Origin of the sequence: Rhizobium subbaraonis (genome assembly GCF_900220975.1) — a bacterium.
GTDB lineage: Bacteria > Pseudomonadota > Alphaproteobacteria > Rhizobiales > Rhizobiaceae > Mycoplana > Mycoplana subbaraonis.
This window is the reverse complement of sequence record NZ_OBQD01000007.1, coordinates 1-23,547: the sequence shown is the minus strand read 5'-3', so window position 1 is coordinate 23,547 and position 23,547 is coordinate 1. Positions and strand designations below refer to the sequence as shown.

At 62.9% G+C, this 23,547-nt stretch carries 23 protein-coding genes; 17 read left to right on the top strand and 6 right to left on the bottom strand.

Going from position 1 to position 23,547, the window contains the following annotated elements:
• Positions 1–61: 61 nt before the first annotated feature.
• From CRO48_RS11890 to CRO48_RS11880, 3 genes are all read left to right on the top strand, one after another.
• Positions 62–1,015 (top strand): ABC transporter substrate-binding protein, encoded by a 954-nt coding sequence (locus tag CRO48_RS11890; RefSeq protein WP_245423499.1) that lies wholly within the window; start codon positions 62–64, stop codon positions 1,013–1,015.
• A gap of 83 nt (positions 1,016–1,098) precedes the next feature.
• Positions 1,099–1,698 carry a L,D-transpeptidase gene (locus tag CRO48_RS11885; protein ID WP_245423512.1) on the top strand — a complete coding sequence of 200 codons (600 nt, stop codon included), beginning with the start codon at positions 1,099–1,101 and terminating at the stop codon, positions 1,696–1,698.
• Positions 1,699–1,775: 77 nt separating this feature from the next.
• Complete coding sequence (locus tag CRO48_RS11880) at positions 1,776–2,123, top strand: hypothetical protein (RefSeq protein WP_097139483.1); 348 nt, start codon at positions 1,776–1,778, stop codon at positions 2,121–2,123.
• A gap of 559 nt (positions 2,124–2,682) precedes the next feature.
• Here the strand turns inward: CRO48_RS11880 and CRO48_RS11875 are convergent.
• A complete protein-coding gene (locus tag CRO48_RS11875; RefSeq protein ID WP_097139481.1) occupies positions 2,683–3,483 on the bottom strand; it encodes a DUF2189 domain-containing protein in 801 nt (266 codons plus the stop codon).
• Between the two features lie 170 nt (positions 3,484–3,653).
• Here CRO48_RS11875 and CRO48_RS11870 point away from each other — a divergent pair, with 170 nt between their 5' ends.
• The 3 genes from CRO48_RS11870 to CRO48_RS11860 all read left to right on the top strand — a co-directional run bounded on the left by CRO48_RS11870 (position 3,654) and on the right by CRO48_RS11860 (position 8,338).
• Positions 3,654–4,208: an RBBP9/YdeN family alpha/beta hydrolase gene (locus CRO48_RS11870; protein WP_097139479.1), complete on the top strand. Its 555-nt coding sequence runs from the start codon at positions 3,654–3,656 to the stop codon at positions 4,206–4,208.
• A 181-nt stretch (positions 4,209–4,389) separates the two neighbouring features.
• The gene (locus CRO48_RS11865; RefSeq protein WP_176526735.1) at positions 4,390–6,960 is read left to right on the top strand and encodes a sensor domain-containing protein; all 2,571 of its coding nucleotides are present in this window, start codon (positions 4,390–4,392) and stop codon (positions 6,958–6,960) included.
• A gap of 154 nt (positions 6,961–7,114) precedes the next feature.
• Positions 7,115–8,338, top strand: coding sequence for an aminotransferase-like domain-containing protein (locus tag CRO48_RS11860; RefSeq protein WP_097139475.1), 1,224 nt, complete (start codon positions 7,115–7,117; stop codon positions 8,336–8,338).
• Between the two features lie 42 nt (positions 8,339–8,380).
• On the opposite strand, the gene CRO48_RS11855 is transcribed toward CRO48_RS11860, so the two are convergent.
• A complete protein-coding gene (locus tag CRO48_RS11855; protein ID WP_097139472.1) occupies positions 8,381–9,991 on the bottom strand; it encodes a hypothetical protein in 1,611 nt (536 codons plus the stop codon).
• A 182-nt stretch (positions 9,992–10,173) separates the two neighbouring features.
• Between CRO48_RS11855 and CRO48_RS11850 the strand changes: the two genes are divergently transcribed.
• From CRO48_RS11850 to CRO48_RS11825, 6 genes are all read left to right on the top strand, one after another.
• Positions 10,174–11,277, top strand: coding sequence for an endonuclease/exonuclease/phosphatase family protein (locus tag CRO48_RS11850; RefSeq protein ID WP_097139470.1), 1,104 nt, complete (start codon positions 10,174–10,176; stop codon positions 11,275–11,277).
• A 5-nt stretch (positions 11,278–11,282) separates the two neighbouring features.
• Positions 11,283–12,020: an NUDIX hydrolase gene (locus CRO48_RS11845; RefSeq protein WP_097139941.1), complete on the top strand. Its 738-nt coding sequence runs from the start codon at positions 11,283–11,285 to the stop codon at positions 12,018–12,020.
• A gap of 66 nt (positions 12,021–12,086) precedes the next feature.
• Positions 12,087–13,001, top strand: coding sequence for a PhzF family phenazine biosynthesis protein (locus CRO48_RS11840; RefSeq protein WP_097139468.1), 915 nt, complete (start codon positions 12,087–12,089; stop codon positions 12,999–13,001).
• A gap of 328 nt (positions 13,002–13,329) precedes the next feature.
• Entirely contained in the window at positions 13,330–14,355 is a 1,026-nt protein-coding gene (locus CRO48_RS11835) for an ABC transporter substrate-binding protein (RefSeq protein WP_097139466.1), read from the top strand.
• Positions 14,356–14,363: 8 nt separating this feature from the next.
• On the top strand, positions 14,364–15,392 hold the full coding sequence (locus tag CRO48_RS11830; protein ID WP_176526746.1) for a FecCD family ABC transporter permease: 1,029 nt from the start codon (positions 14,364–14,366) through the stop codon (positions 15,390–15,392).
• A complete protein-coding gene (locus CRO48_RS11825; protein ID WP_097139462.1) occupies positions 15,389–16,150 on the top strand; it encodes an ABC transporter ATP-binding protein in 762 nt (253 codons plus the stop codon). The genes CRO48_RS11830 and CRO48_RS11825 overlap by 4 nt, the downstream gene beginning before the upstream one ends.
• A 568-nt stretch (positions 16,151–16,718) precedes the next feature.
• On the opposite strand, the gene CRO48_RS11820 is transcribed toward CRO48_RS11825, so the two are convergent.
• From CRO48_RS11820 to CRO48_RS33475, 3 genes are all read right to left on the bottom strand, one after another.
• Positions 16,719–17,909, bottom strand: coding sequence for a site-specific integrase (locus tag CRO48_RS11820; RefSeq protein ID WP_097139460.1), 1,191 nt, complete (start codon positions 17,907–17,909; stop codon positions 16,719–16,721).
• 267 nt (positions 17,910–18,176) lie between these two features.
• Entirely contained in the window at positions 18,177–18,665 is a 489-nt protein-coding gene (locus tag CRO48_RS11810; protein WP_141402046.1) for a hypothetical protein, read from the bottom strand.
• Positions 18,658–18,828, bottom strand: coding sequence for a DUF551 domain-containing protein (locus tag CRO48_RS33475; protein WP_176526734.1), 171 nt, complete (start codon positions 18,826–18,828; stop codon positions 18,658–18,660). The genes CRO48_RS11810 and CRO48_RS33475 overlap by 8 nt, the downstream gene beginning before the upstream one ends.
• Here CRO48_RS33475 and CRO48_RS32195 point away from each other — a divergent pair.
• Positions 18,799–19,971: a hypothetical protein gene (locus tag CRO48_RS32195; RefSeq protein ID WP_176526733.1), complete on the top strand. Its 1,173-nt coding sequence runs from the start codon at positions 18,799–18,801 to the stop codon at positions 19,969–19,971. The genes CRO48_RS33475 and CRO48_RS32195 overlap by 30 nt on opposite strands.
• On the opposite strand, the gene CRO48_RS11800 is transcribed toward CRO48_RS32195, so the two are convergent.
• Complete coding sequence (locus CRO48_RS11800; protein ID WP_097139451.1) at positions 19,968–20,153, bottom strand: hypothetical protein; 186 nt, start codon at positions 20,151–20,153, stop codon at positions 19,968–19,970. The two genes, CRO48_RS32195 and CRO48_RS11800, sit on opposite strands and share 4 nt — an antisense overlap.
• Positions 20,154–20,198: 45 nt before the next feature.
• Between CRO48_RS11800 and CRO48_RS11795 the strand changes: the two genes are divergently transcribed.
• The 4 genes from CRO48_RS11795 to CRO48_RS11785 form a co-directional block, all read left to right on the top strand.
• On the top strand, positions 20,199–20,873 hold the full coding sequence (locus CRO48_RS11795; protein WP_097139448.1) for a hypothetical protein: 675 nt from the start codon (positions 20,199–20,201) through the stop codon (positions 20,871–20,873).
• Positions 20,874–20,876: 3 nt separating this feature from the next.
• Positions 20,877–21,977: a tail fiber protein gene (locus CRO48_RS11790; protein WP_097139446.1), complete on the top strand. Its 1,101-nt coding sequence runs from the start codon at positions 20,877–20,879 to the stop codon at positions 21,975–21,977.
• Positions 21,974–22,150, top strand: a complete 177-nt coding sequence (locus CRO48_RS32190) for a hypothetical protein (RefSeq protein WP_176526732.1) — start codon at positions 21,974–21,976, stop codon at positions 22,148–22,150. Before CRO48_RS11790 ends, CRO48_RS32190 begins: the two co-directional genes overlap by 4 nt.
• Before the next feature lie 48 nt (positions 22,151–22,198).
• On the top strand, positions 22,199–23,547 hold a 1,349-nt coding region (locus CRO48_RS11785; protein ID WP_141402045.1), incomplete at its 3' end, for a right-handed parallel beta-helix repeat-containing protein.

Genomic DNA, 23,547 nt, shown 5'->3' with positions numbered 1-23,547 from the left:
TCCATCAACATGATTGCCTTTGCGTGCATGCAGTTCTTTCTGGAATTCCTGGGAGTGTGCTGTGAAGCGACGTGCATCGAATTTTCTAGTGTCGACGGTTCTTGCCAGTGTGCTTGCGGCTGCGGGCGCACAGGCGGCTGATCTCGTCATCTCCGCGCCGAACTGGCCCTCCGGGCAGGCGACCGCAAACATTCTCAAGATCGGCATCGAAAAGACGCTGGGTCTTGCGGTCGACGTCAAGCCGATGGGCACGATGAACGCGTTCGTCGGACTGGAAAAGGGAACGGTCGACGTGCAGCCGGAAATCTGGCGGCCGAATTTCGACGACCTCGTCAGGAAGTATGTCGACGAGAAGGGCGCCGTCACGCTGGCCGGCAAGAGCGTCGCTGCGTGGCAGGGGCTGTGCGCCACGCCTTCGGCAGCCAGGACGATCAAGTCCATAGGCGACCTCGGCGATCCCGAGAAGACGAAAGTCCTGGATACCGACGGCGATGGGAAGGGCGAGATGTGGATCGGCGCTGCGACCTGGCTTTCGACGGGGATCGAACGGGTTCGCGCCAAGAGCTATGGCTACGGTGAAAACATGACGCTGGTCGAGGCGGAAGAGGATGTCGCCATGGCGGCGGTCGATGCGGCGATCGCCACCGATCAGCCGATGGTCTTCTACTGCTACGCGCCGCACCACGTCTTTCAGCTTCACGAACTGACACGGCTGGAAGAACCGGCCCACGATGCGGCCAAGTGGAAGCTCGCGCCGGCCAGCGATCCGCTCTGGATCGAGAAGTCGAGTGCGACGACCGCCTGGGATGCGGCACATTTCCAGATCGGCTATTCATCCGCACTCACCGAGAAGCGGCCCGATGTCGCGAATTTTCTGGAGCACGCGGACTTCACTGCCGAGGAGGTGACGCAGATGAGCTACGCCCTCGGCGTGGAGCGCCAGGAGCCGCTCGAATTCGCCCGGAAATGGGTCGAGCAGAACGAAGCGCGGGTCGAGGGGTGGGCCAAGCCATGAATGCTGTTCGGGAAAAGAGAAGCACGAGCCGGCTCGGCCGCCTCGGATGGCTGGTAGCGGCCGGCATTGCGCTGGCTCCGCTCATGGCGCTGGCGCAAACGCAGATCTACGATTCCAAGACGGGCAAATGGGTCAACTACGACAAGAAGAAGGCCCGGCAGCTCTACGCCCGCAACAAGCAACTGCCCGAAGCCTTCCAGCGGCAGATCGTTCCGTTCAGGACCGCCGAAGCGCCGGGCACCATCATCATCGACGGCAACCAGCATTTTCTCTATTTGGTGCAGCCGGGCGGGCAGGCGATCCGCTACGGGATCGGCGTCGGGCGCGAAGGCTTTGGCTGGGCCGGCATGGTTCGTGTCGGCCGCAAGGCGGAGAACCCGACCTGGACGCCGCCGCCGGAGATGGTGGCGCGCGATCCCCATGCGGCGAAGTGGGCCGCCGGCATGCCGGGCGGCCGACCGGACAATCCCCTCGGACCGCGGGCTATGTATCTGTTCGTCGGCGACAGCGACACGATCTACCGCATCCACGGCACGATCGAGCCCTGGACGATCGGGCTGGACGTTTCGTCCGGCTGCATTCGCCTGAACAACGAGGATGTCATCGACCTCTACGATCGCGTCGACGTCGGTGCGAAGGTGATCGTGCTGATGCAGGGGGCGGCCCTTTACAAGGGCGTGTGAGGCGATGGCACAAAAGTGAAAATGACGACGGCAGGACGCAACCGGCCGCGAGGGCCGAAAGAGAGGATGTGTCTGGAATGGATGCACGGGGGATAGCATTCGGCTGGCTGACGCTGGCCGCAGCAGGAATGGTGGCCGGCTGCCAGTCGTCGCCGGCGCCGCAGGACATGGCGCGGACCAGCCTCGGGACGGCGCCCGCGGATTTGCAGCTGATGTGCGCCACCGCTGCGGCGGTTCCGTCCGGCGTCGACAGCAGCAGGATCCTGCCGACCAGCTCAAGCCAGTTGGACGCGACGAACTACCGTGTTGATCTCGATGCAGCCGGCAGCAAGTTCACCTGCGTCATCGACAGCAGCGGCTCGGTGAAATCGATCGGGCCAGCGACAGCCGCAGCCACCCCGGCTGCGCCGGTTGAGGCCGGTTAGGTCGGCCCGCATAACTGATGATTGAACAGGAAAGGCCTGATCGACATGCGCTGCGTGTACGTCAGGTGGCGCAAGCAATGATACCCATCAGAACAAGATTGCAATCTTGGCGGAAAGGGAACATGATTTCGGCGTAGTCGTTTCACGATCGGGAGGATAGTGTGATGGCAACGTTCGTATATCATTTCGCCTGGTTCGACGCGTTCATCCTGGGAGCGATCGCCACATTGATCCTGGCAAGCCTTTGGGGGCAGACGAAAGCCTGAAGGTTGAATTTTGCGGTGTTTTTCGGCAGCGTCGCTGGACGTTGTTAGAAATGTATTGCCTGGTGGACGGCGCTGCCGATGCCGGCGAGCCCGTGCTTGCTTCGACCCGCGCTCGCGTCGACACGCCACGCCGCCGCGGCGCACTCGAAGGTTGCGCCGCGCGTCCGTGTCTAACATTCGGCCAGCGGATTGCGAACCGCGGGCGACCGCCAGCACTTGACCCTCCAACACGTCTATCCGACAGGACCGGCCGGCCGCCCCGCGCGACCTGATGGTGCGCGGGACCCGTCCGGTCATTTCTCGGCGACGATCAGCTTGCGGTAGAGATGCCAGGTGGCATGGCCGAGGATAGGCATCATCACCGCAAGCCCGGCGAAGACGGGGATGGAGCCGAGCATCAGGCAGGCGGCGACGATCAGGCCCCAGAACGCGACCGGAATCGGGTTCATCATCGTGGCGCGCAGCGACGTCTCGACGGCGGAAACTGCGCCGACATCCCGATCGAGCAGAAGCGGAAACGCGATCACGGTCGTTGCCAGCACGACGGCGGCGAAGCAGAAGCCGATCAGGTGGCCGAGAATGATCATCTGCCAGCCAGCGGCCGTGCCGAAAACCTGCGACAGGAACATGGAAAGAGACTGCGGCTGCTCGGTACCGAACAGGCTTGCATAGAGCCGGTCGGCAGCAAGGATCCATGCGATGAACAGGACCACGAGCATGGCGCCGACGGCAAGGATGGCGGGCAGGGCGGGCGAACGGCGAACCTCGAAGGCATGATACCAGGAGGTATCGAGCCCGGCCTCGCGGCGCCGGCTGATTTCATAGAGGCCGAGTGCAAGCAACGGACCCAGCAGCGCGAAGCCTGCCGTCAGCGGGAACATGATCGGCATCAGATTGGCGCCGGAGCTCCAGATCATCAGGATGACACCGGACAGCGGAAACAGCAGGCAGAGAAAGGCGTAATGCGATGGCTGCTCCCGGAAATCGTCGATGCCCAGGAGAAAGGCGTCCCAGACTTCGCCCACGGTAATTTTGCGCACCTGTGGATGGGCGACCCTGTGTTGCGCGTCCGACATCACGTGAAATGTGGCCATGCTCCAGTCCTCCTTGCCGGTTCGAACCGCAGGATCACCGTGGCACGGCCTCGAGCCACCGCACGGTGGTCCCTCAATGGTCCTCCGACAATAGCATTCCTGTCCCGGATTGTCCTGCTTCTTGAGGTTCGCCCTTGACATGGGGGCGCGGCGACCGCACATCGCCAGCCATGAAAGCATCCGACGCAGACATCCTGATCATTCCGGGTTACACGAACTCCGGCCCGGAGCACTGGCAAAGCCGCTGGCAGGCCAAGTTGTCGACCGCGCGTCGCGTCGAACAGGCGGAGTGGGCGAAGCCCGTGCGCGAGGACTGGGTTGCGCGCGTGGTCGAAGAGGTCGAGGCGGCGACGAAGCCCGTCGTGCTGGTGGCGCACTCGCTCGGTGTCGCGACGGCAATCCACGCGGTTCCGCATCTCGGCAGCAAGGTCGCCGGCGCGTTTCTGGTCGCGCCGCCGGACGTGGCAAATCCGTCCATCCGGCCGAAGCACCTGATGACGTTCGGACCCTATCCGCGCGATCCGCTGCCGTTCCCCTCCCTCCTGGTGGCAAGCCGCAACGATCCGTTCGGCAGCTATGAACATGCGGACGACATTGCCAATGCCTGGGGCTCCTTTATTATCGATGCCGGCGATTCCGGCCATCTGAACGCGGAGTCCGGCCATGGCCCCTGGCCGGAAGGCGGGATGGTCTTCGCGCAGTTCCTCAGTCGCCTCAAGCCCTGATATTTCCTGCGTCTGTCCGGTTTGTTCTGATCCAGACAGACGCTGAGCGTTCGGGAACTCCGGGTTCCGCTCCCCCTGACAAACTTTGAGCGCTTCCGCGCGCAGAAGCTGCGTCATTAATCGGAATTTCACGGTATGCGTTGATGCTCGCAATCCAATGATTGCGAATGGATGCGCGTGCATGGGGGCATTCCACGATCCGGAGACGAATTCGCCAGCGGGCGAACCGGTGGACCCGGTTTGTCGGCGGTCGCCGTTCGGCATGGGAATAGCCAACGATACGCTCAGCTTCGTGTCCGCAAATCCCGCGCTGCTGCGCATTTTCGGCGTCAACGAGCTCGCTGAACTGCCGGCGCTCGACAGGATCGCCGACGACGGGCGTTTCGTTACGCTTCTGTCTGCGGCCCTCGTCGGTGCCACACCGTCCGACGCGCTGGAGCTTATGCTGCGAAGGCCCAGCGGGGATGGGGTCTGGTGCCTGGTTTCGATTTTCAGAAGCGAGTGCCGCGATGGTCCGCAGATCGTGCTTCAGGTCGTCGATATCGACGCACAGAAGCGGCGCGAGCTGGAGCTTGCCGATCGCGAGAGCCGCTGGAACAACGCGCTCGAAAGCGCGGGGCAGGGGGTGTGGGACCACGACTTCGCAAAGGGCGACCTGTTCTATTCCAGGCAATGGAAGGCCATTCGCGGCCTGGCGGCCGATGCGGAGGTGGACGGCCGACTGGAGACCTGGATCGAGACGGTTCATCCCGACGACCGGGAGCACGTCCTGCGGGAAATTGCGCGGCAGGAAACGGCCGAGGCTGCCTTCAACGTCTTCTGCTACCGCGAGCGCCATCGGGACGGGCACTGGATCTGGATCGAAAGCCGTGGCGCCGTCGTCGCCTATGGTCCGGACGGCAAGCCGTCGCGCATTGCCGGAACGGACACGGATGTTACCGAACGCCGCAAGGCCGAGGAGTTGCTGGAGCAGCTCTCCCGCCGCCTGGAGCTCGCGCTCGATATTTCCCGCATCGGCGTCTTCGAGGCAAATCTCATGGCCCGCACGCTGACCTGGGACGATCGGCTGCGGCACATCTACGGCAAGGGCGCGGGCCGGGTCCGGCCGCTGGACTGGGAAAATGCCATCCACCCGGAAGACCGGGCGCAGGCCACCGAGGCGGTCAAGCGGGCGATTGTCGAGGGCGGCGAGTACAGCAACGCCTTCCGGATCGTTCGCGGCGCTGGCGAAATCCGGCACCTGCGCTCACGTGGCGCCCTGTTCGTCGACAGCGACGGCGTGAAATGGCTCGTCGGCGCCAACTGGGACGTGACCGAGGACGTCCAGCTTCAGCAGGAGCTGAAGCATGCGAAGGAACTGGCCGAAGCGCGCAGCGCGGCGCTTGAGGAGGCGCGCGGGCGGCTGGAACACAACGCCCTGCACGACCACCTCACCCAATTGCCGAACCGACGCTATCTCGATGCAACGCTGGAGGAGCGGGCGCAGCGGGCCGGACGGGAGGGCACGCGTCTTTCGATCCTCCACATCGATCTCGATCGCTTCAAGGAGATCAACGACACCCTGGGCCATACGGCCGGGGATGCAATGCTGAACCGTGCGGCGGCGGTGTTGCGGGCGCACATGGGACCGGACGACTTCGTCGCCCGGATTGGCGGTGACGAATTCGTCTTCCTCGCCTGCGGAACGGAGCAGCGCAAGCTGGACGAACTTGCCGAGCGGATCGTGACGGCCATGCGCGCGCCGGTGCTGTTCGAGGGGCATGTCTGTCGTTTCGGCGCGAGCATCGGGATTGCGAGCGCGGTGGGCAGTTCGATCGACGGACGGCAATTGCTGATCAATGCCGACCTGGCGCTCTACCGCGCCAAGAACCGCGGTCGCGGGCGCCATGAATTCTTCACCAGCGATTTCCAGGCGCAGATCATCGTCAGCAGGAAGACCGGCGACGAGATCATGGCAGGCCTCGAGCGCCGGCGGTTCCTGCCCTACTACCAGCCGCAGTTCTGCGCCCGGACGCTCGATATCGTCGGCATGGAAACGCTGGCGCGCTGGGATCACCCCGAGCGCGGCATACTCGCGCCGAGCGAGTTCCTGTCGATCGCCGAGGACATCAATGCGGTGGCTGCGATCGACCGGCAGATCCTGGAGCGGGCGCTCTTCGACCTGGCTGCCTGGGACATGCAGGGCGTCGTCATTCCGAAGCTGTCTGTGAACGTTTCGTCCAGACGCCTGCAGGATCCGGACCTTTGCGCGTCATTGCGCGCCATGCCGCTGCACAAGGAGCGCCTGTCGTTCGAACTTCTCGAATCGATCTTCCTCGACGACTGCGATCCCAAGATCCTCGATAACCTTGCGGAGATCCGCAGGCTCGGCGTCGAAATCGAGGTCGATGACTTCGGCACGGGGCATGCCTCGATCGTCAGCCTGACGAAGCTGCTGCCGCGGCGGTTGAAGATCGATCGCCAGCTCGTCCGGCCGATCGTGCGCTCGGCGGCACAGCGCCGGCTGGTCAGCACAATCATCGAGATCGGGCGGTCGCTCAACATCACGGTGACGGCGGAGGGCGTGGAGACGGCGGCCCATGTGCAGGTCCTGCGCGACATGGGCTGTGACGCGTTGCAGGGCTTTGCGCTCGCCCGGCCGATGCCTGCGGCCGAGGTCATCGACTTCGTGCGTTCTGAACGCTGGAGGAACGGTGCAGCCGATACGGGCACCGATGGAAGCCAGGCCAGCCTGGTGGCTAGCCGGGCCTGAACACTGCAGACGACCACAGGAAAGACAAGCCTTGCCGCAATCCGGCAGCGGTGATACGGCCTGCCCGGGGAGTGCCGGAGGATAGGTCAGTATTATTGACTTAATGTGGCCGCTGTGGTCCTCTCCCGCGTCAAAAAAATCCGAGGAAACCCCCATGCTGAATTGGGAAGATATCTTTGCCACGCGTTCATCCCGGATGAAGGCGTCGGAAATCCGTGAACTGCTGAAGCTTCTCGACCGACCGGACATCATCTCGTTCGCCGGCGGCATTCCGGATCCGGCGCTGTTTCCAGACCAGGAGTTCAAGAAGGCGTACGCCGATATCTTTTCCGGCAGTGCGGTGAATGCGGCCCTGCAGTATTCCGTCAGCGAGGGCTACAAGCCGTTGCGCGAATGGCTTGCCGGCGAAATGGGCAAGCTCGGCATCGGCTGCACGGCAGACAACGTCTTCATCGTTTCCGGCTCCCAGCAAGGGCTTGACTATCTCGGCAAGCTGTTCCTTTCGCCGGGCGATACCGCGCTCGTGACCTGGCCGACCTATCTCGGCGCGCTGCAGGCCTTCAACGCCTATGAGCCTGCCTACGACCAGCTGACGTTGAACGGCAACCGCACGCCGGACTCCTATCGCAAGGTGGCGCAGGAGGCGGGCGGCAGGGTGAAGTTCGCCTATCTCTCGGTCGATTTCGCCAATCCGACCGGCGAGACCGTCGACCGCGCTGGCCGCGAGAAGCTGCTCGATCTGGCCGAAGAGCTAGACGTCGCCGTAATCGAAGACGCCGCCTATCAGTCGCTGCGCTACGATGGAGAGGCCATTCCGCCAATCCTGGCGCTGGAAATGGCGCGTAAGGGCGGCAACATCAACGCCACGCGCACGATCTATTGCGGCAGCTTTTCGAAGACGCTGGCGCCGGGTCTTCGCGTCGGCTACATCGTCGCCAACGCCGACATCATCCGCAAGCTCGTGCTGATGAAGCAGGCGGCCGACCTGCATTCCTCGACGATCAACCAGATGGCCATTGCGCTGGTCGCCGAGCGCGGCTTCGAGGCGCAGGTGAAGAAGATCAAGGCCGCCTACAGCAAGCGTCGCGACGCTATGCTCGAGGCGCTCGGCAAATACATGCCCGAAGGCGTTCGCTGGACGCGGCCGGAGGGCGGTATGTTCATCTGGGTGACGCTGCCCGATGGCTTCGATGGCGCCGATCTGCTCGCCAAGGCGATCGAGCGGAAGAAGGTGGCGTTCGTGCCGGGCAAGGCGTTCCATGCCGACGGCAGCGGCGCCAACACCTTCCGCATCTCGTTCTCCTGCGCGGACGAAAAGACGATCGACGAAGGCATCTCCCGGCTTGGCGCGCTGGTTCGCGAGGAGATGGCGGCCTGATCCGCGTGCGGTGAGCTCCGCGCGCGACGACTTGCGCGCGGGTCAAGGCGCTGCGACGTCGATTTCCCTGCCGTCTGAGGAGAAGGTGACGCGGCCGATCTTCTGGCCGTCCGCACTTTCGACGCGCACCTCCAGCGTCGGCCGACCGTCAGGGGAGGGCACCCTGTAGCTGCCGTCAGGCCCCATCGTCTGGCCAATGGCGAAGGTATAGCGCGAAAGCGGCATGGATTTCTCGTCGACACCGAGCAGTGCATAGGCGCGCTCCTTGAAGCCGGTCAGCTTTGTCGGCGCGTTGAAGGCACCGAGAGCGTCGAGGGGGAACAGGCGCTCGGCGCGGAATTCGGCGTCCCACGGCATCAACTTGTCTGAACGACTCGTCTGTGCGGGGCCGGCTACGAATTCGGCCATCGTTTCGTTCCTGTCGGGATCTTCGGCGAGGATACGCGCCTTTTCCCTGTCGAAGGTGATCTCCGCGAAGCGCGCGCCGGTTCCGAATTCCCGCGCCAGGCGCACGAACGTTTCTGCGACCACCTTTGGATCCAGCCAGTCCGCCGCGGAAGCTTCCGACGACGGCCGGTTGACCTTGCGCACCTTTCCGTCAGGAGCGATTTCGATGCTGCCGGCGGAAGCGGCGATGCCACCTTCGGTATCGAGATCGTTGAAGTAGGCGATCCAGCGCATCTCCGCGGCGCCCGGCGGTCCGGCAACGCGCTTCAGCGTCATGTATTCGAGGCGGGCCTTGTCGTCGCCCCACTCCCGCCGCGCGATGTTGCGGATCTTTGCCAGCGAGGACAGGTCGACGTCGCTGAGCGAAAACAGCTCATCCGCGCTGGCGCCGTGGACGAGGGGGGACAGCAGCGGCGAGCGCGTGACGCCGGAGATCGTCCAGTTGTAGTCCTCTTTCCGTCCGGCAACGGTGGGATGATCGGCGGCGACCGAGAGCGCGCGCGGGCGAACGGTCAGCTCGCGCAGCCGCCTGTCGCCGCCGATCGCCGCCATGAGCGCGTCCATCGCCTGCTTCTGCGGCCAGTTCGCATCGGCAAGCAGGTCCATGTTGCGGGCGCGGTTGGTGTTGGCGAGATCACCGCCGGTGATTTTGCCGGCGGCGTCGGCGCGGATGATGGCGCTTTCGCGGCCGGAGGTGACATAGATCGACCAGCGAACGTCGCCATAGGCCGGTTGGGGAAGGATCGTCACGTCGCGCGAAATCTCGATCGACTGGACATGGGCCTCGTCGTCCAGGTCGGCATACGCGACTGCACGGGCGGCGATGTCCGGAACGATGTCGAGATTGATCGCCCCGCGGTCGAAGAAGCCGCTTTCAACATCGCTCACCAAGCCTGGCGAACCGGAGGGGCGGGGGCCGACCGTCGTCTCGAATTCCATGAAAAGGCGCGTGACGCGGCCAATCTGCCATTCGTCGATGTCGCTGCTGCGCTTGCCCTCCAGATCGACCGTGACGCGGCGATCGGTCAGCTCGATCGATTGCAGGCGAGGGCTTCGCCCGGTCTGCGCGATGATTTCGTCCACCGCCCGCGTGGCGTCCCCCGCGTCGGCGATGTAGGAGCTTTCGGCAGCATGGACTGAGGCGGCGAACAGGGCAATGCAGAGCCCGGCCGCAAGGGCGCTCGCCATCATGGTCCAAGCCCTCATTCGGTCCTCCCGACCGATTCCGCTCTTCCGCCGCGATCATGGAGCCTGTGCCGCCGACAAACAAGCCGTCATTTCCCCACCGGCGCCAGATGGCGCGCGGCAATCGCGCACGTTGCGGAGAAAGGCGCTTCCCTTCGCGGCGTCGGCGGGTAAACTCCGCGCCGTTTCAACGGTTTTTTCTCATGTCCCTGCGTCTTGCCACCTTCAACGTCGAAAACCTGCTTTCCCGCTTCGATTTCACCGGATTTCGCAACCAGACCCGGCAGGATCGGGTGCTGCGGCTGTTCAGCATCCGCAGCGAGGCGGAGTTCCAGCGTCTGGAGGAGGCGCGCACGATCGGGCTTGCCGACGACGCGCGCCAGCAATCGGCGCTGGCGATCGCCGATGCCGACGCCGACATCCTCTGCCTGCAGGAGGTCGACAACATGGAGTCGCTGCAGGCCTTCGAATACGGCTACCTGTTCAAGATGGTCGGCAACGGCTATCGCCAGCGCTATCTGATCGAGGGCAACGACACGCGCGGCATCGATGTGGCCGTTCTGATGCGGGAGACGACCCGCGACGGGCAGAAGATCGAGTGCGTGGACGTGCGCAGTCATGCCGCCGTGACCTATGACGATCTCGGCATCTACGCGCCGGAACTTGCGCCCCTTCGTCCGACAGACCGCGTGTTCAAGCGCGACTGCCTCGAACTCGACCTGCGGATCGGCGGCCGACCGCTGACCCTTTTCGTCGTGCATTTCAAGTCGATGGGGCCGGGGCGCGACGGCTTGGACGGGCGCTCCTCGACGATGCCGCTGCGGATTGCGGAGGCGCGCGCGGTTCGCCGGATCATCGAGAACCGGTTCGCTGCCGGAGGCGTGGCCAAGAAGTCCTTCGCGATTTGCGGCGACCTGAATGACTATCAGGAGAAGCTGGCGGTGGAGGGGGACCGGCGCAACGGATACACGTTCCGCAGGGTGCTCGAGGACCAGAGTTGCCTCGACGTGCTGACGAGGGACGGTTTCGTCGAAAATCCTGTCCTGCGGCGACCCGAGGACGATCGCTGGACGCTCTATCACAGCATGGGACCCGAGGAGCGCCATCTGTGCCAGCTCGACTATATCCTGCTGTCGCCGACCCTTGCCCGCCGCAATCACACCCGCGTGCCGGAGATCATCCGCGGCGGACAGCCGTACCGCACCGTCTTTCCGCCGGGGCAGGAGGTCGAACGCTATCCGCGCATCGGCTGGGACCGCCCGAAGGCCTCCGACCATTGCCCCGTCGTCATGACGCTGGACGTGTGATGGACATGCCCGCCGACAAGATGCTCCGCGCCTGGCCGCCCGAGGGGGAGGTGTTCCCGGTTCGCCGGGTCGAAATCCGCGTATCGGATGCGGCCCATCCGTTTTTCCTGGCCGAGCGCGACGCCATCGCGCGGAACTGGCGGGAGGAAAGTGCAGCCAATCCGGCGCTCTACGATGGCGAAATGCTCCTGCAGAGCGCGGTGGACATCTGCGATGCCGGCGTCCTTGCAACCGGCCATCTCGTTCCCTTTTCGACCTTCCTGCTGTGGCGGAAGCGGCGTCCGAGGGCAGGCGGTCTGCATCTCTTCGGCCTGCCGCTGCTCGTCTCGTCCGACGGGGCGGTCGTCGCGATCCGCATGGGTCGGCACACCGCCAATCCCGGCAAGGTCTATTGCGCGGCCGGTTCGCTGGACGCGCACGACATCAAGGACGGCTTCTGCGACATCGAGGCGAACATGGCGCGGGAGGTGGCCGAGGAGACGGGGCTCGACCTCTCGACCGCGCTGGCCGAACCGGTGCTGCATGCCCTGCATGTCGACAGCGTGGTCACCGTCCTTCGTGTCTACCGCTTCGCGCGGACGGCCGAGGAACTGCTGGCTGCGATCGCCGATCACATGGCAACGGAGACCGAACCGGAGATCGACGGCGCCGTGGCCATCCGCGACAGCGATCCGGCGCGCCACGCCTATGCCGCCTTCATGCCGCCGGTCCTGCGATGGTTCTTCCAGCGGGGACAGGCGTGATTTGCGCTTGCCGGCCACAGGGTGCTCGTGCAGTTTGGCCCCAGATATCTCTCGAAGGAGTGAACCGTGGCGCGTCGATACGCCGTCTATGACGTTTTCACCGACCGCAAGCTCGCGGGCAATCCGCTCGCCGTCGTGTTCGATGCCGACGGGCTGGACGATGCGGCAATGCAGGCGATCGCCACGGAATTCAACCTCTCGGAGACCGTTTTCGTCCACAAGGCGGAGGTGGCCGCCCATGCCGCGCGCCTGCGCATCTTCACGCCCGCGCAGGAGCTGCCTTTTGCAGGACATCCTACCGTGGGGGCCGCGATAGCGATTGCCGAGGCCAGCAACGGCGAACGGACGCGTCCGCTCGACCTGGTGAGCGTGCTGGAGGAGAATATCGGGCCTGTCCGTTGTGCGGTGAAGCTGCCGAGTGAGGGCGCGCCCTTTGCCGAGTTCGACCTGCCGCGCAAGTCCGTTCGCCTGGACGCGGCGCTGGACCGGCAGGCGATCGCCGACGCCTTCGGCCTCAAGGTCACCCAGATCGGCTTCGAAAACCACGTACCGTCCCTGTGGAGCGCTGGTGTCGCCTATTTGATGGTGCCGGTGCACGACCTTGCTGCCGCCTCCGACGCCGAGTTCGACCCGATGATATGGCAGCGTTGCGTGCCCTTTGCCGAGGGACGGCTCGCTTCCGCCTATCTATACTGTCGAGGCGCGGTCAATCATCTGGCACGCTTCCACGCGCGGATGTTCTCTTCCGACATGGGGCGCGAGGATCCGGCGACAGGGTCGGCGGTGGCGGCGCTGTCCGGCGCCCTCCAGCTCTTCGACCAGATGGTCGACGGCCATCACCCTATTCTGATCGAGCAGGGGGTGGAGATGGAACGACCGTCGATGATCCATCTTCATCTCGACGTCGCGGCCGGACATATCGTGGGTGCACGCATCGGCGGCCAGGCGGTGCGCGTCGCCGGCGGATGGCTGGAATTCTGACGGGCGACACACCGCCGGTACATGCAAGGCCGGTGCATGCACGGCCGTGCGCGAACAGCACGGCGTCTATTCCGGAAGAAGCCCCCAACAAAACGGGCCCGCAATCGCGAGCCCGATGTCTGTCGACCCTTTGGTGGCTGGCACGTGACGGCTGTCACGCCCGGATCCTATCCAGCCGTGGTTACAGCGGTCGTTCCACTGGTGGCGCTAGCCGGCCAGAATTGAGAGCCGCCCAGCGCAGCCAGGTCTGAAAATATGATTAAGTAGGTCTTGTTTTTGCTGTGGCCGAAGCTATAGGGCAGGCAACCGCAACGACAGGATCCGCCCAGTGAACCTTTTCAAATCGCTTCTCGCTGCCTCGGTCTTTGCCTCCGTCGCCGCTCTGGCCGCAACCTCGGCGTCCGCAGCCGCTACCCGGTATCCGCTGACGCTTGAAAACTGCGGCGCGCAAGTCACCTTCGCGCATGCGCCGGAGCGGGCGATCGGTCTTGGCCAGAACAGCGCCGAAATCCTGCTGATGCTCGGGCTTGAAGACAAGATGGTCGGCACCGCCTTCTGGCCGAGCAAGGTCATGCCGCAGTTGGAGGAGGCGAATGCCAAGGTCAAGTTGCTGACGGTAGAATTCCCGACCTTCGAATCACTTCTGGCCGAGAACCCGGATTTTGTCGCCGCCGCCCTGCCAAGCCTGATCGGGCCGACCAGCAAAGTGGCCAAGCGCGAGGATTTCGAGAAGGTCGGTGTTCCGACCTATCTGTCGCCCAGTACCTGCCTCAGCACCGACAAGGTGAAAGACCAGTACGGCAGCCGTGACAAGCTGTGGAACATGGATCTCCTCTACAAGGAGATCGATGAGCTGTCGCAGATCTTCGACGTGGCCGATCGCGGCCAGGTGCTGATCAAGGACCTGAAGCAGCGCGAGGCGGCACTGCGCGCAAACGTGCCAACCAACGGCAAGAAGCTCTCCTACGTGTTCTGGTTCTCAAGTCCCGCACCTTCGGCCGACGCCTATCTCGGTGGCAAGAACGGCGCCTCCGGTTTCGTCGCCGACGTGCTGGGCGGCGTGGTCGCGATTGATTCCGAGGCCGAATGGCCAACGCTGGGCTGGAAGAGCATCATCGCCGCCAATCCAGACGTCATCGTCGTCGCGAGCCTCGACCGCAACCGCTGGGAACTCGATAAACCGGAAGCCAAGATCGCCTTCCTCAACGGCGATCCGGCCGTGAGTCAGATGCCGGCTGTGAAAAACAAGGCGATCGTCGTCATGGACGGCCAGGCGATGAACCCGACCATCCGCACCATCTACGGTGCCGAGCAGGTGGCCGAGCAGCTGAAGGCGCTCGGTCTGCCCAAGTGACGCAGACGATTGGGGCCGCCCGCGCGCTCGGCGCCCTGCTTGCGCTGCTGGTTCTCTCCGGCGGTGCGATCGGGCTGGTGGTTGCCATCAGCGTCGGGATCGGCGACCTGCCGATCCCGCTGTCGACGACCATCTCCGCCGTCACCAACCAGCTGGGCTGGAGCGCGGTCGAGCTCAACCAGATCCACGAGACGGTGATCTGGGACTACCGCCTCAGCCGCGCGCTGGTCGCCGCCTTCTGCGGCGCGGGGCTGGCGCTATCGGGCGCCATCATGCAGGCGCTCTTGCGCAACCCGCTCGCCGAGCCATACGTGCTCGGCATTTCCGCCGGCGCCTCGACGGGTGCGGTGGCGGTCGTCATTCTCGGCCTCGGCGCCGGTGCCGTCTCGCTCTCGGCCGGCGCCTTTGCCGGGGCCTTTGCCGCCTTCTTCTTCGTGGCGCTGCTCTCCAATGGCACGCGCGGTGGCGCCGACCGAACCATCCTTGCCGGCGTTGCCGCCTCGCAGCTGTTCAACGCCGCCACCTCCTACGTCGTCACCACCTCCGGCAATGCGCAGCAGGCACGCGACGTTATGTTCTGGCTGCTCGGCAGTTTCGGCGGTGTTCGCTGGCCGGAATTCATGTTGGTCTCCACCGTGGTCGGCCTCTGCCTCATCCCCTGCCTGCTCTATGCCCGCGTCCTCGACGCCTTCGCCTTCGGCGACGAGGCCGCCGCCTCGCTCGGCGTCAACGTCGCCCGCGCCCGCATCGCGCTCTTTGCGCTGACGGCGGTGATGACGGCGACAATCGTCAGCATGGTCGGCACGATCGGCTTTGTCGGCCTCGTCGTGCCGCATGCGGCCCGTTTCCTCGTCGGTCCGCTTCATATCCGCCTCCTGCCGGCATGTGCCATTGCGGGTGCGATTTTCATGGTGCTTGCCGACATCGCCTCGCGCATCCTGATCCCGCAACAAGTGCTGCCGATCGGCGTGGTGACGGCGCTGGTCGGCGTGCCATTCTTCTCCTTCGTCCTTTACCGGTTCCAGCGCGCGTCATGAGCATCACGGCTGACAATCTCGTCTGGAAGATCGGCAAGCGCACCGTCCTCGACGGTGTGTCGCTGCGGGCTGAGCCCGGGCGGTTGCTCGGCCTGCTTGGCCCCAACGGCTCCGGCAAGACCTCGCTCCTGCGCCTGCTCGGGGGACTGAAGACCCCGTCCGCCGGCCGTATCACGCTCGACGGCCGGGACATAGGCGAAGTCGGCCGCCGAGCGCTGGCGAAGCGCGTCGCCTTCGTCGAGCAGCATGCCACGACCAACGTCAACCTGCGCGTGATCGACGTTGTAAAGCTCGGCCGCTTCCCGCACCGGTCCATGTTCTCCGGATGGTCGGAAGCCGACGAGGTGGCGGTGGAAGAAGCACTGGAACGGGCAGGGATGGGCGAGAAGCGCAACGACTTCTGGCAGAGCTTGTCGGGTGGCGAGAAGCAGCGCGTCCACATTGCCCGCGCGCTGGCGCAATCGCCCCGCGAGCTCATTCTCGACGAACCGACCAATCATCTCGACATCCAACACCAGATCGGCCTGCTGCGCCTCGTCGCCGGCCTGCCGGTTACCAGCGTCGTCGCCCTCCACGACCTCAACCATGCGGCGATGTTCTGCGACCACCTGATCGTGCTGCAGAACGGGCGCGTCGCCGCCGCCGGCACCCCCGAGGAGGTGCTGACGGAAGCGCTGCTGCGCGACGTCTTCTCCGTGAAGGCGCGGGTGGAAAGGTCGATGCATCACGGCCGTCCGCATATCCATTATCTGGGATGAGCCGGGTGAGGCCCCCGGCACAACAGTTGTTCAGACAAGATTGATGCCTACGCCATCTCGACCGTCTCTGGAGATGTGGCAACGAGTGGCAGGGCTGATGGGAGAGGCGGCTCCGCTATCGGCTTTTCATGCACGATGTGATGGCAGCAGAAGGTCACCGCGCTGCGAGGGCCCGCGCGGTCGAGGCACACCGCATAAGGCCGACCGATCAGTCTGATCTGGCCAAGATTCGCGAACGCGCAGGGCGAACAGTGTTGATCCTGGGGGGCGGTAGACGTCGAAGGCGCTCGAGAGTCGAACCTTGCGCTCACTGCGGCCGTAGCCATCTGCAGCCTTTGCTGCACAGCCGCCGGAAGACGTCGCGCGTGCGCAAAAAAATCTCTGCAATTCCAGGAACTTGAACCCTAAGGGGAGGTCTGGTGGGTGATCACGGGCTCGAACCGTGGACCCGCTGATTAAGAGTTGTCGTGTTTTGAAGAATAGCCCGGTTTTCCGGCTTTTCGGTTTCCAACATAATCGCCTAAACTACGAGACATCTCGTGAACAATTAGCGAATTGGCAACCGCAATTATACCTGTCTATCACCGTTATTTCGGAATGCCAACGGTTCTATTTCCGACCAACGCTCTTCCATCAGTCTCATCGCATCTTTCGCAAGGCTACGTAGGGCAACCTCTCGCCCATAGTGCTGGACCATCTGCGAAGACATGTTGCAGATCGCTCCGGCCTGGCTCTCGGTGCAACCAACCTCCAGAAGGTTGATGACGGCATTCTTCCGGAGCCCATGGAAGACGATACGATCCTCCCTGAATCGCTTGAACTCATCCTGCGACATCAGCTTCTGCCATTCCGTCCGGAAGCCATCCGCGGTCTTGTAGAAGGCTGAGCGGGCGCCGGCATGGAGCATGATGCTATCGGACTTCGGGGCGCGGTCGATCCACTTTCGATATTCCGAGTGGATCGGGATCCAGACAGTGTTCTTAGTCTTCTGGGCGCGCACCTCGATCGTCTTGTCGTCGCTCTTCGGCTTTTTCATCCCAATGACGTCAACCTGACGCTGACCGGTGAAAAACGCCGACACTGCGATCATCTGCAGATGGAAGGGTGCATGCTCGAAAAGAGTCTCGAACGCCCAGTTCGGCCACGGCACCCAAGGCTCGCCACCTGGAACCTTCTCCGTCTTCTCAACGACGTTGGCTGTGCAGTAACCTCGCGGCACTCCCCAAGCGACGAGCCGGGATAGGAAGGCGCGGAACTGGTTCGCTGTTGCAGGCGTCTCGCCAAGCGCGTCTATGGCGTCCTGCGCGTCGACCGTTGTTAGATCGGCGGGCAGCCTGTCACCCCAGCACTCGACAATCATTTTCCCCGACGCTGTGTATCCGCGGCGCGTAGAGGCTGCCAGATTTGTCCAGAATGGGTTTGCCTCGCTTTGGAAGGCTTCGACAAGCGACCGGAAGTCTTTCACTCCCTCTCTGCCGCGGCGGATATGACCTTCGAAGGCTCTTTCCGCAATCTTCCAGAAGTCTGGCGCCTTGTGGTCTGGTAGGCGCGTGCCAGCCAGGATGAAACCTTTATCGTCACGATCCAGCGTTTCGCATATGGCAAGGCGCGCCTCGAAGTCGCGCTCCAGAGGCTCGGGGAGGGCGATCGACGGCCACGCTGCCTTTGTGTTCCGGAACTTAGTGAAGAACGTATAGACGGTCGTTGAGCCGCTTTTCCGTTTCTTCGTAACTCGGTGAACGTGCTTAGGCAGTTCCACGGTTCCGCTTTTCCCTGATCTTTTCACGGAACAGAGCCCCCATCCCAGTCGATCCCGTGGCCGTTGCGATGTTCATTGCCTTATCGAGATCGTCTCGATACCAGAACTTGCGGCGCGTCGTGTCAACCACGCGCGGGGCAGGGTAGGTTGTGCCGACACGTTCGAGGAAGTCCTCAACGTGCTTTTCTCCGCAGTATCCGGCCGCCATGTCCGCGGACATTCTGGGCGGCCAGCTTCCGAACGGTATCACGGAAGGTCGGCGTGCGCTCATGTCCCGCTTTCCCCGCTAGCTGCCTGGCGGATGGCGATAAATCTGTCCCGAGGGCTTGCCGGATAGTACGTGAACACGTTTTTGAACGCTCCACGGGCCAAAGCCATATTGTCGTTTTGCCACGGCGGAACGTAGGAACAGATCGCAAAGGTCGTTTCCTGATGGAAGTCAGCGCCGTACTTGTCGATAAATTCGGCTATGGGCATCGTGTAGTGCGTCGTGTTCCCGGCCTCGAACCGCTCCTTAGCAATGCCAAGGTCAACGCCGATGTAGGTTTCGTGGTCCTTGAAGATGAAGGCCTGCGGGGCGTAGGCGCAGCCGAGGTCCACAATCGTCCAGTGCTTCGGGATGACCGACGCCAGCGCGAGGTAGATGTTCGTGAACCCAAGAAATGTTGGGTCAATATCGCACATGTGCTGTCCGAGAACGCGGTCGATCTGCTCGGCCGGCAATAGGTGAAAGGCTGGATCGAGCGGTTCACCCACGTTCCTCACTCCTTCCTGCGCCAGAGGAAAGGGAGGGGGCGGCGGGCAAGGGCATCCAGTGGGTGGGCGCATCTCCTTCGACCTGTGCCCAATCGCCACCAAGTTGGCCGACCTCGGCGACAACGCGATGGTCATGGACCTTGGCCCGAACCTGCAGCGGCAAGCCGGGGCGCTGGCGTCGTTGCCAGGTGAGGCGCAGCAAACCATTAGAAGCGCCGTCTCGCAGCGCCAAGCGCAGGCGGGTAGCCGAATAGCATCGTCACTCGACGAGGCAATCGGCCAGAACGTCGACACTATTGCTCTCGCCGACGATATTATTGCAAAGCGGGCAGCCGCATCCGCCCCGCTATATGAGGCAGCCTATGGCAAGTCCGTTCCTTTCACGAAGGAACTTGAGACCCTCCTCAAGCGGCCATCAATGGACCGTGCACTCAAGAAGGCGCAGGAATTGGCGGCGGATGAAGGGATCGCGTGGAAACCGACCCCAGACGTTCGCCAGCTTGACCTCACCAAGCGCGCACTTGACGACGTTATCTCCGCCGCAAAGAGGGCGGGTAGCAACAACGAAGCTCGCATACTCCAGCAGCAGAAAGACATGCTCGTGGGCATGATTGACGACGCTGTTCCTGAGTATGCCGCGGCCCGCAAAGCCTTTTCAGGACCTTCGTCGGTGCTCGACGCCTTGGAGGAAGGCCAATCCGTGTTCAAGCGTAGCATGACCCCGAACCAGCTTCGCACCAGTCTTCTGAAAATGGACGAGGGACAGAAAGAAGCATTCATGCAGGGCGGCCGAGCCGCTGTGGCCGACGTCATGGGCACTGCACGCAACGACGCTCTTGCGGCTCGCAACCTCTTCTCGCAGGGCTACAATAAGGAAAAACTGGAACTTCTCGTTGGCCCGGAAGAAGCGAAGCGGATGCTTGGCGCCCTCGACGCAGAAGCAGCGTTCGCACGGACTCGCGACGTTGTGACGGGCAACAGCGAAAGCGCCGCTCGCCTGGCAGCCCAGAATGACGTGACCGTTGGCAAATCAGGCGACGGAATTTTCAAGATGGCGGCAAATATGCGCTTCGGTGACGCGGCTGGCGCAGTGCTAGACAAGATAACAGGCGGCATCAGATCTGCGTCGCAGGAAAGAGGTAACCAGGAACTTGCGCGTATTCTGACAGCCGATGCAATCAGCCCGCAAGAGGCTACGCAGGCCATAAAGCTTGTACAGGAAGCAGCAAAGCGCGGCGAGATCGCAGCAGATGAAGCAAGACTCCTGATCCAAGCAATACCTGTGGCCGGATCACAGCAGCGCTAAGGGGTTTCTCTAGCCTGGCGTGAGGCGAGGAACAAAAGTCCGAAGCCGATTAGAAGGCCGACGACAACCCCGGCGCCAAACTGTTCGCTGACGCCGCTGATTAGGAAATGAATGACGCCCATCACAATCCCAAACAGGATTAGGGCGATCGCGGCGAGGAAGCCTTGCTGGTTTCTGGTCATAGCCGGCGATTCTACCTGAAATTACGGAAAATCAAAGGTGCCCCTATGAACACCATAGAGGAATACATCCGTGCGGCTGCCCGCCAGCGCGGCATTGACCCCGACATTGCCGTGAGGGTGGCGAAGTCAGAGGGCGGCTTATCCGATCCTGTCCGCCAGTCGGACGCAAGGAAGAATGGTATCCGAGAGCCATCCTACGGTCCATTCCAGCTTCTGGTAGGGGGCGAGGGAACTGGCTTCCCGGCGGGGCTTGGAAACGATTTCATCCGCCAGACCGGTCTAGACCCTCGAAAGCCGGAAAATGCGTTCAAGGGCATTGACTATGCTCTCGATACCGCAGCGCGAGACGGTTGGGGCCGCTGGTATGGGGCGAAAGCCATCGGCCTGGACAATAGGGCGGGGATCGGCGGCGCCCCGGCCACATCGGCAGTCCCGGACGGCCCCAAGGGGCAGGAGAGCTACAAACCGATCTTCGGCGGCGTCCCCACCATGACGGCCCAGCCCTCGGTATCCCCGACACCCGCGAACATACCGGCCGCCGTCCAGCAAGCAGCTGCCCCGAAAACCAAGCGTGAAACCGCGAACGACATTTTCGGGATGCTGGCGATGGCGCAGGACCAAGGCCCGCAGTTTTCCCCGGTCCAGATCGTAGGCCCCTCCGGGGATCAAGCATCAGGCCTCTCCCAACTCGTCCAGGCACTCCGAATCAGGGTGATATAGCTCATGAGCAGCATTTTTGAATGGTCTCGGATCGCGGCTAACAACGCGAACGCGGATAGCAGCATCAATTGGGCAGAGGGGCAGCCGCCCTCCACCGTGAATAACTCCGCGCGGGTGATGATGCAGCGCATCAAGGAGCTGCTGGACGATCTCGGCGGCGTGGCCTCGGCGACCGGGACAGCGAACGGCATTGCCGTATCGGCTCCCACGCCGTTCTCTGCCCTTGCGAACGGGCTGCGTGTGGCGTTCCGCGCGTCAAACAACAACTCCGCTGCCACGTCCCTGAACGTTAATTCCCTGGGCTCCAAGCCGGTAGTGAAGTTCACGACGTCAGGCGAGACTGCTCTATCCGGCGGTGAGGTGAAAATAGGCGGAATCTACGAGGTCGTCTACTCGACGCTCCTGAACGGAGGTGCCGGGGCATGGCTTCTGCTGAACCCCACACCTTTAGCGGCCACAGTTGAAGTCCCGCCTGGCGCAGTTTCCGCTTTCGCCCGAAATTCAGCCCCGAGCGGATGGCTCAAGTGCAACGGAGCGGCGGTTTCGAGAACGACATATGCCGGTCTGTTCTCCGCGATCGGAACCGCGTTCGGCGCTGGGAACAGATCGACGACGTTCAATGTCCCAGAGCTTCGCGGCGAGTTCATCCGCGGGTGGGCGGACGGCCGAAGTGTGGACACAGGCCGTGTGTTTGGCTCTACTCAGGCGCACGCTTTTGACGAGCATACCCATACCGGCACCACGGCCAGCAACTCTCATAGCCACACGGGTACGACATCAAGCGATTCGCATAGCCACACCGGCACCACGAACTCCGGCGGCAGCCACAATCACACGGTTTCGGGGCAAACCCCAGCAAGCACGCAGAGCGTTATAGACCCTGGGAACCAGATCCTCTATGCCTCCGATGGAGCGAATTCGCGGTCGACGAACACTAGTACCGACGGGAGCCACTCGCACGGCTTCACAACGTCAACAGACAGCCACAGCCATTCGTTCACGACCAACACTGACACACACAGCCACTCGTTCACAACCAACGCGGCCGGCGGTTCCGAGACGCGCCCCCGGAACGTGGCCTTGCTGTATTGCATCAAGACATGAGCGAAAAGTTCCCGATCCAGGCGATTTCGGATGTCTCCGATCCTGAGACCATTCGCGTCGTCATCTTCATCAATGGGGAATTTGTTCACGTACCCCTGAGCGCTCTCCTCAAGGCGCTTAGGCAGGATCTGACGGCCCTAGAGGGCCGGGTCGAGGATCTAGAGACCCCCTGACAGCCGAAGCACGACATAAACACCCTGCCATCGCGGGAAGGACGACCTATGGCCGTACAATACCATACGCATGTTTTTGAGATCCCGACTGCAACCCCAGACGACGTGGCGGAAGGTACGTCGAGCGAGATCGCCGTCACGCCAGAATCCCTAGCGCCGACAGTGGAGACAGTCAGGACCGCTGTTCAGCCGTATCCATCAGTAGCCGATATGGCCGGCATTGGTATACCCGCTAGTACGGATTCCCTAACAGTCGATGGTTATCAAGTCGCCGGGGACGGCGGCGGGGCACTGTATGCGAAGGTGGAAAGCGAGCCGTCTCACGCAGCGAAGTTTCAAACCGCAGACGGCGCGTGGTGGGGGCTGGTCGACACCATTCGGATTGATGCCCGTTGGCTTGGAGTGAAGGCTAACGGGATCGTTGACGACCGGGTGGCCGCGCAGAATGCTATAGACTTTGCCAGTGCACTTGGAGGCGGAGTCGTTCTCTTTCCGCGCGGCACAATCATGCTCGGTGGGGTCGGGCTTTCTGTCCCCTCGAATGTCACAATCCAAGGCGCCGGCAAGGGGATCACGATCTTTAAACGGATTGCCGGCGCGGCGATGCACGTCATCAGCTGCCAGACCTTTGCCGAGAACGTCCAGATTCTTGACTTGACTGTGGACGGGAACAAGCAGGCAGACCCCCAAGGGGTCATGGCGGGGTATCACGGCATCCGCGGCGCCGGAACGAAGGGGCTCACAATCGAGCGCGTTCACGTCAAGAACGCGATCTATTACGGCATCGGCTTGCAGGGTATCGAGAATCTTGAATATGACGTGCGTATCACAGACTGCGACATTGAGGCCAATGGTGGTTGGTCAACATCCAGCCCCACCTCCGGGGATGGGATTGACATCAAGTCGGCCAATCGCGTGTGGCTGACTCGCGTCCGCTCTTGGAACAACGCGCAGAAGGGTTTCGATCCCCGCGCCTACCTCCTCGATATCACCGACTGCCACGCAGAAGGCAACGGGAATGCCGGATTTCATTTGCGCGGGCGGGGAGACCTAGCCACCAACATCAAAGGTGTGATCACGGTTAAGGGCGGCTCGGCCGTAGGCAATGGGGTAAACGGAGTTGTTGTGTCCCAAGACAACCCTCTACTGCCGTTGGATGTCAGCATCACCGGCTTTGACGCCATCGGCAACACGTCCCAAGGTATATTTATCAATCACGAACTGATTTCAGCGTCAATCGTTGGGTCATTGGTGCGTGACAACACTGGCGCCGGGGTGCGATCAATAGCGGCGGAGGTAACGTTCACCGGAAACCGCCTGATGAACAACGGGACGTACGGATTCGATGGGGCGGCCCAAAACAACAGAAATATTGTCTCCGGTAACATCTGCCTAGG

Excerpts from the sequence above, each read along its gene's own strand:
- CRO48_RS11800 (WP_097139451.1), bottom strand. The coding sequence starts at position 20,153 with ATGACCAGAAACCAGCAAGGCTTCCTCGCCGCGATCGCCCTAATCCTG.
- CRO48_RS32190 (WP_176526732.1), top strand. The coding sequence starts at position 21,974 with ATGAGCGAAAAGTTCCCGATCCAGGCGATTTCGGATGTCTCCGATCCT.
- CRO48_RS11825 (WP_097139462.1), top strand. The coding sequence starts at position 15,389 with ATGAGCATCACGGCTGACAATCTCGTCTGGAAGATCGGCAAGCGCACC.
- CRO48_RS11865 (WP_176526735.1), top strand. The coding sequence starts at position 4,390 with ATGGGGGCATTCCACGATCCGGAGACGAATTCGCCAGCGGGCGAACCG.
- CRO48_RS11860 (WP_097139475.1), top strand. The coding sequence starts at position 7,115 with ATGCTGAATTGGGAAGATATCTTTGCCACGCGTTCATCCCGGATGAAG.
- CRO48_RS32195 (WP_176526733.1), top strand. The coding sequence starts at position 18,799 with ATGGACCTTGGCCCGAACCTGCAGCGGCAAGCCGGGGCGCTGGCGTCG.
- CRO48_RS11795 (WP_097139448.1), top strand. The coding sequence starts at position 20,199 with ATGAACACCATAGAGGAATACATCCGTGCGGCTGCCCGCCAGCGCGGC.
- CRO48_RS11855 (WP_097139472.1), bottom strand. The coding sequence starts at position 9,991 with ATGAGGGCTTGGACCATGATGGCGAGCGCCCTTGCGGCCGGGCTCTGC.
- CRO48_RS11845 (WP_097139941.1), top strand. The coding sequence starts at position 11,283 with ATGCCCGCCGACAAGATGCTCCGCGCCTGGCCGCCCGAGGGGGAGGTG.
- CRO48_RS11885 (WP_245423512.1), top strand. The coding sequence starts at position 1,099 with ATGGCGCTGGCGCAAACGCAGATCTACGATTCCAAGACGGGCAAATGG.
- CRO48_RS11870 (WP_097139479.1), top strand. The coding sequence starts at position 3,654 with ATGAAAGCATCCGACGCAGACATCCTGATCATTCCGGGTTACACGAAC.
- CRO48_RS11875 (WP_097139481.1), bottom strand. The coding sequence starts at position 3,483 with ATGGCCACATTTCACGTGATGTCGGACGCGCAACACAGGGTCGCCCAT.
- CRO48_RS11790 (WP_097139446.1), top strand. The coding sequence starts at position 20,877 with ATGAGCAGCATTTTTGAATGGTCTCGGATCGCGGCTAACAACGCGAAC.
- CRO48_RS11850 (WP_097139470.1), top strand. The coding sequence starts at position 10,174 with ATGTCCCTGCGTCTTGCCACCTTCAACGTCGAAAACCTGCTTTCCCGC.
- CRO48_RS11880 (WP_097139483.1), top strand. The coding sequence starts at position 1,776 with ATGGATGCACGGGGGATAGCATTCGGCTGGCTGACGCTGGCCGCAGCA.